The sequence below is a fragment of the Sulfurovum sp. bin170 genome, assembly GCF_010892395.1.
In the GTDB taxonomy this organism is placed as follows: Bacteria; Campylobacterota; Campylobacteria; order Campylobacterales; family Sulfurovaceae; genus UBA1140.
In genome coordinates this window covers 1-6517 of sequence record NZ_JAACKB010000222.1, presented here as the reverse complement: position 1 = coordinate 6517, position 6517 = coordinate 1, and the positions used below count along the sequence as shown (strand labels likewise).

At 34.9% G+C, this 6517-nt stretch carries 6 protein-coding genes; 5 read left to right on the top strand and 1 reads right to left on the bottom strand.

Annotation, left to right across the window (positions count from 1 at the left end; translation table 11 throughout):
• The 5 genes from GSY74_RS05245 to lsrK all read left to right on the top strand — a co-directional run.
• The coding region (locus tag GSY74_RS05245; RefSeq protein WP_164664054.1) for an AAA family ATPase at positions 1 to 844 on the top strand (844 nt) is incomplete at its 5' end.
• Positions 831 to 1709: a hypothetical protein gene (locus tag GSY74_RS05240; protein ID WP_164664053.1), complete on the top strand. Its 879-nt coding sequence runs from the start codon at positions 831 to 833 to the stop codon at positions 1707 to 1709. The genes GSY74_RS05245 and GSY74_RS05240, both read left to right, overlap by 14 nt.
• Positions 1706 to 2884 carry an exodeoxyribonuclease VII large subunit gene (xseA, locus tag GSY74_RS05235; RefSeq protein ID WP_255494550.1) on the top strand — a complete coding sequence of 393 codons (1179 nt, stop codon included), beginning with the start codon at positions 1706 to 1708 and terminating at the stop codon, positions 2882 to 2884. The genes GSY74_RS05240 and xseA overlap by 4 nt, the downstream gene beginning before the upstream one ends.
• Positions 2885 to 2935: 51 nt before the next feature.
• Positions 2936 to 4066 (top strand): class II aldolase/adducin family protein, encoded by a 1131-nt coding sequence (locus GSY74_RS05230; RefSeq protein ID WP_164664052.1) that lies wholly within the window; start codon positions 2936 to 2938, stop codon positions 4064 to 4066.
• Positions 4067 to 4103: 37 nt separating this feature from the next.
• Positions 4104 to 5666 (top strand): autoinducer-2 kinase, encoded by a 1563-nt coding sequence (gene lsrK, locus GSY74_RS05225; protein ID WP_164664051.1) that lies wholly within the window; start codon positions 4104 to 4106, stop codon positions 5664 to 5666.
• 115 nt (positions 5667 to 5781) lie between these two features.
• On the opposite strand, the gene GSY74_RS05220 is transcribed toward lsrK, so the two are convergent.
• Complete coding sequence (locus tag GSY74_RS05220) at positions 5782 to 6477, bottom strand: winged helix-turn-helix domain-containing protein (protein ID WP_164664050.1); 696 nt, start codon at positions 6475 to 6477, stop codon at positions 5782 to 5784.
• Between the last annotated feature and the right edge of the window lie 40 nt (positions 6478 to 6517).

Sequence of the window (6517 nt, the reverse complement as noted above, 5' to 3'; positions counted from 1 at the left end):
TGAATGCTCTGATTACTATAGTAATAATTTAAATATTCAAAATGTTTTTGCTTATGGAATTAATAGAAATAAAACTTCTAGTAGTAAATCTCAAATTGATAAATATGGGTATATGGGACTATTTGATACAAGTGATTATAGAAAAACTACACTTTTAAAAGACCCTTTAGAAGTTTTAAACAAAAATAATAAGATTATTAAAGAGTTTATTAAGAAATTAAATGAAAATATTTTGATAGATGATTTAAAAATAGAAAAAAACAGTGGAGAAGTAGTTGTTAAGGATAGAGGAGTTTCAATTAGTTTTGAAACATTATCAGAGGGTTATAAAAGTACTATTATATGGATTTGTGATTTAGTTTCGAGATTAATAGAGAATGAAAAAGATAAAATTAAAAAATTAGCAGATTTCAAAGCCATAGTATTAATTGATGAAATTGATTTGTATCTACATCCAAAGTGGAAATATGATTTTGTCTATAATCTTAGAAAAGTTTTTCCAAATATACAGTTTATAATGGTTACACATAGTATAGTAACTATTCTTGGAGCTAGAGATGACGCTGTTTTTTATAAGGTTTATAAAGAGGATGGGGAGACAAAAATAAGTGAACCGATAAGCAGTCTTTCTGACTATACAGCTAATATTTTAAGTACTTCACCACTATTTGGTATGGAGAGTTCAAAAGCAAGAGCATTCAAGGAAGACAACTTATTGAGCAGTGATGATTATCAAGCTCATGAGTTAAACAGATCCATAGATAAGATGCTCTCTTCTCCTGATGATGAGTCCCTAAAAGATGATATTTTACAACAGTTGGAATCTTATAATGAGAGAACATGAGTATCGAAGTGAGCCTGTTCCAACTCATCTGAACTGTGAGAAGATTCAAAAAAAGTTCAATGAAAATATAGAGGCTAAGAGTTACTGTTCAGGCTCAGAATATAATGATAATAAGAAAGTTGTAAAAAATAGTTTAAAGAAAATTTATCACTATAAATGTGCTTTTTGTGAAGCTTCTTTGAGGAACTCTTATGCAGAGATAGAGCATTTTAGACCTAAGAACTCATCCAATTTGAGTAGATGTGACTCTTTTAAATCCTATTATTGGTTGGCTTTTGCTTGGGATAATCTCTTGCCCTCTTGTAAAATATGCAATATATCCAAATCAAACTGCTTTGATATAGATGGAATTAGAGTTGATTATGATAAAAATATGGACTCTTTACAGTCACTTCATAGAAGTTTAGAACAGTATAACTCTAAAGAGAAACCAAAACTGTTACATCCTGAAATGGATAAGTTTGTAAGAGATATACACTTTGATAAAAAAGGTAACATAGTTACTGATAATGAAAGAGTGAAATACAGTATCAAAGTTTGCAATCTGAATCGACAACAGTTAAGTGAATTAAGAGAAGAGATTATAACAGACCATAGTAATAGAGTTAAAGAGAAGTTTGAAACAATAATTCAGATGAAACCTAAACTTAGTGTAGAGAATATGGTTAAGTTAATGGGATTAGCATTTAGAGAAATTTATGATAAATCTAAAATAGATAGGCAGTTTTCAGCAGTTAGTTTAGATATTTATAGCGATTTTCAAATTTTTCTCAACCAAATAGATGTTTTAACTGATAAAGATAAACAGATAATTATGCTCCTTTGGGGAATGTATCAAAATAATATAGGGAGAATGAAATCTTGAACAATCACGCAACCATGACCGTATCATCTCTAAACATCAAAATAAAATCCCTACTAGAGACAACATTCATGCACATCCTAGTAGAGGGTGAAATATCATCAGTAACCTATCACAACTCTGGACATGTCTACTTCTCCATCAAAGATGCAAAATCAAGTATCAAGTGTGTAATGTTTCGCTCAAATGCAAATCGTATGAAATTTAGGTTAGAGCGTGGACAGCATGTGATAGTAAATGGCTCTATATCTGTCTATACACCTCGTGGTGAGTATCAGCTTATGACTGTTTCTGTTGAACCTTTTGGGCGAGGGGCTTTGGAGTTGGCTTATGAACAGCTCAAAGAGAAGTTGGAACAGAAGGGTTATTTTGACCCTAATAGAAAAAAGCCACAACCTAAATATATCAAAAAACTTGCATTGGTAACGGCTAGTGGGAGTGCTGGTCTGCAAGATATGCTGAAAATTATAGATAAACGGTGGCGACTTGTTGAGGTGACTGTGATTGATACTCTGGTTCAAGGTGATAAATCGGCTTCACAGATTGCAGAGGCTTTGGCTTATGCTGATACTCTTGGGGTGGATGCTATTGTTGTGGGGCGTGGTGGTGGAAGTCGTGAGGATTTATGGGCTTTTAATGAGGAGATTGTGGCTGATGCTATTTTTAATCTAGACACATTTGTGGTCTCTGCTGTTGGGCATGAGGTGGATGTTTTAATTAGTGATTTTGTGGCTGATTTGAGGGCTCCTACTCCTTCGGCTTCCATCGAAATGATTTTGTCTGATCAGAATGAGGTGCTTTATACGCTCTCTGAGATGCAGGAGAGATATGTTAGAACTATTAATCAGATTGTCTCAACCAAAGAGATAGCCCTGAAATCACTTTCACAAGAGTTGCAGAGACAATCGGTCTCTAGAAAAATAACTTTGGTGGAGAGAGAGTTTGAAAATCTGCAAGATGAGTTTGGACGAATAATAGAGTATAAAATTTCACAATATGAGTCTAAACTAGCTCTTTTGGCTCAACAACTAAAACTCAATGACCCAAAACTAAAACAGAAAGATGGATGGGCAGAGGTTATTTTAAATGGTAAACGAGTGAAACTATCGACTATAGAGAAGGGTGATAGATTTATACTTGTAGATATAGATAGCAGAGTTGAGGTCGAAGCTTTATAATATATTCTAACTTATTCTATTTTTTATATAAGTAAGTGGTACAATTCGCCTATGAAAAATTTATACAATACAAAGAAAACGAAAAAATTAGATGATTTAGAGTTGAGAGTCTATACATCAAGGCTTTTGGGCAGTGATGATAGTTTGGTTTTGCATGGTGGAGGTAACACCTCTGTAAAGATAGGGGGTACTCTATATGTCAAAGGTAGTGGTTGGGATTTGGCTACTATAGAAAAAGAGGGATTCTCTCCTACTAAGACTATAGACCTCATAATGCTCTTAGAGCATGAACGACTGAGCGATAGTGATATGGTCAAGTATCAAAAAGAGGCTCTGATAGATAAGTCTGCTCCCAATCCCTCTGTAGAGGCGATACTCCATGCTCTGATTCCCTATAAATTTGTTGACCATACACATGCTGATGCTATGGTGACTATATCTAATACAAATAGAGGAGAGGAGTTAATCGAAGAGATCTATGAAGGCTATTTGATTATTCCTTATGTTATGCCTGGATTTTTGTTGGCAAAGATAGTCTACAATATGACTGATGGGATAGAGTGGGAGAATATAAAAGGGATTATCTTGCACAATCATGGTATCTTTACTTTTGCAAATGATGCCAAAGAGAGTTATGATAATATGATAGATGCAGTGAATCTAGCAGAGAGATATATTAGAAAAGCAAAAAAGCAAAAAACTCATGACCTCAATAAGATTCAAGAACTTATCTCAGAAGCAAAAGGGTATGAGGTGACGCTAAAAGTCAACCAATCAAAGATTGCCAAACAGTTTGCTACCAAAGAGGATATGACACTCTCTCAGCAGGGTGTTTTAACTCCTGAACATATTATCAGAACCAAGAGAGTACCTATTATTTTTGAAGATGATTACGAAAAAGAGTTAAATAACTATATTAAAGCCTATCATGACTATTTTGAACGGCACTATATTGATAGTGAGATTATGCTAAATCCAGCTCCGAATTGGGCAGTGCTACGAGATTTTGGAACGATAAGTTTTGGCAAAGATGAAAAAGAAGCTTCTATTATAGAGGATATAAACAACCACACGATGAAAGCTATGATAAACGCCAAAAAACTAGGTGGATACAAAAGCATCAACGAAGAGCAGAGTTTCTACATGGAGTACTGGGAACTAGAACAGATGAAACTAAAGTAGGTTCGATGAAATCGAACAAAAAAAACAGGAAAAAATTATGAGCTACTTAATGACCATAGACGCAGGAACAGGAAGTGTACGAGCAGTTATATTTGATGAGCTTGGCAACCAAAGAGGAGTAGGGCAAGAGGAGTGGGAACATTCTCATGAAGAGGATGTAGATAACTCTATGAACTTTGACTTTAGAACCAATTGGGGTTTGGTCTGTAGGTGTATCAAAAGAGCTGTGGCAGGTGCAGATATAGAGACTACAGATATAAAAGCCATCACGGCTTCTAGCATGAGAGAGGGTATTGTTCTCTATGACAAGTTCGGACACGAGCTTTGGGGTGTGGCAAATGTAGATGCGAGAGCGTTCAAAGAGGTTAGAGAACTAAAAGAGAATTTTGTAGGGATAGAGGAGCAGTTCTATCAAGAGTCTGGACAGACCTTTGCTCTTGGAGCATTGCCGAGGCTTCTTTGGATAAAAAATAATCGACCTGAAATCTATGAAAAAATTGATAAAATCTCAATGATTAGTGATTGGATATTGGCAAAACTATCGGGTGTTATTGCAACAGAGCCATCAAATGCTGGAACTACAGGTATATTTTCTCTAAAAAATAGAGATTGGGCTTCTCATCAAGCCCAAAAAGTAGGACTAAAGAGTGATATTTTTCCAAAAGTATATGAGCCGTCAGAGCCGATTGGTGAGGTGACGGTACAGGCTAGTATGCATAGTGGTTTGGAACAAGGCACACTAGTTGTTATGGGTGGTGGCGATGTTCAGCTAGGTTCAGCAGGTCTTGGCGTTGTAAACAGAGGTGAAATGGCTATCTTGGGTGGTAGCTTTTGGCAACAGGTAGTCAATATCGACTCATCTGTAACTCCTCCGTTGGATATGGGAATCCGTCTCAATCCACATGTGATAGCAGGTCTCTCACAAGCAGAGGGGATAACCTTCTTCTCTGGACTTGTTATGAGATGGTTTAGGGATGCTTTTTGCGATATGGAGAAGATAGAGGCAAAAAAAAGAGGGAAGGATGTATATGCTATACTTGAAGAGAAAGCAAAAAAGATACCTCTAGGTTCTCATGGGATTATGCCTATATTTAGTGATGTGATGAAGTATGGAAAGTGGTATCATGCCAGTCCATCATTTATCAATCTAAGCATTGACCCAAATATCTGCAATAGAGCATCTATGTTTAGGAGTTTGGAAGAGAATGCTTGTATAGTATCGGCTATAAATTTGGAGAATATATCTAAGTTTTCAGGGGTATATAGTGACACTATTACTTTTGCAGGAGGAGCTAGTAAGGGAGCTTTGTGGTCACAAATATTAGCTGATGTGACAGGTAAATCTGTGAAAATTCCAGTGGTGAAAGAGGCGACAGCACTTGGTGGGGCGATGTTGGCAGGAGTTGCAACTGGACTCTATGGTTCTGTGGCAGAGGCTTCTAAAGAGATAGTTAAATGGGAAAAAGAGATTGAACCTGATATGCAAAATCATCAAAAATATGCTGAGATAAAAGAGAAGTGGCAGAAGATATACCAAGCTCAACTCTCTCTTGTCGATAGAGGATTAACAACATCAATGTGGAAAGCACCAGGGGTATAATATTTCAATTTAAAAACAGTAGAGACAAGGGATTCCCTTGTCTAAATTTTTAATTAAAAAACTATCCTAAATTCAATAGTCTTATGCTGATATAAAAAAGGAGTTGAAACCTTTTTCAAGAGTAGATTAGTTTGTATCCCAATTTATAGCTATTTGAGATACTATCTTTTGGTAATTTTTTTCTGAGATTGTAGAGTAGATTTTTGAGTCGACTTGTATAATTTATCTCATCAGAGTTATGATTCCACATCTCCTCCTCCCAAATTTCACTAGCAATAGACTCTTCTGTGATAATATTATCTTTTACTCTTAACAATATGTTCAATAGCTTAAGCTCATTTTTGGTTAGCTTAATCTCACAATGAAGAGAATCATAAAATATCTGCTGATTAGTACAAAAGTGGTAACCATCCTTTAGTTTGGTTATATCTGTAGATAAAAACTCTAAATCTTTTTCAACATTAGAGAGTACATCTTCAACCTGACTCCGATTAAATGGTCTCTCAATACATCCTGATAGATGTAGAGGCAGTACTTTTTTCAATCTATCATTATCTAGGCTATCGGCAAGTATAACAATAACTGTTCGAGTATCATTTTCTCTAATTTTTTTACTAATATTAAATGCACTATACTCTAACTCATTTAAGCCACAATTTAAAAAAATAGCAGAAAATGAGTTTTTATGATAAGAAGATAGAGCCTCACGGTTACTACAAACCAATTCTATCTTATTGAAATAGTTTTCAAAATATTCTCTCTCTTTAGAATCTCCTACCAACAATAGTGATGAAATTTTTAAATTATTCATTTTAACTCCTCATTTTTTAGTTAAAAATCAATATCTAATA

Coding starts and splice junctions, on each gene's coding strand:
- GSY74_RS05240 (WP_164664053.1), top strand. CDS start 831: ATGAGAGAACATGAGTATCGAAGTGAGCCTGTTCCAACTCATCTGAAC.
- GSY74_RS05230 (WP_164664052.1), top strand. CDS start 2,936: ATGAAAAATTTATACAATACAAAGAAAACGAAAAAATTAGATGATTTA.
- lsrK (WP_164664051.1), top strand. CDS start 4,104: ATGAGCTACTTAATGACCATAGACGCAGGAACAGGAAGTGTACGAGCA.
- GSY74_RS05220 (WP_164664050.1), bottom strand. CDS start 6,477: ATGAATAATTTAAAAATTTCATCACTATTGTTGGTAGGAGATTCTAAA.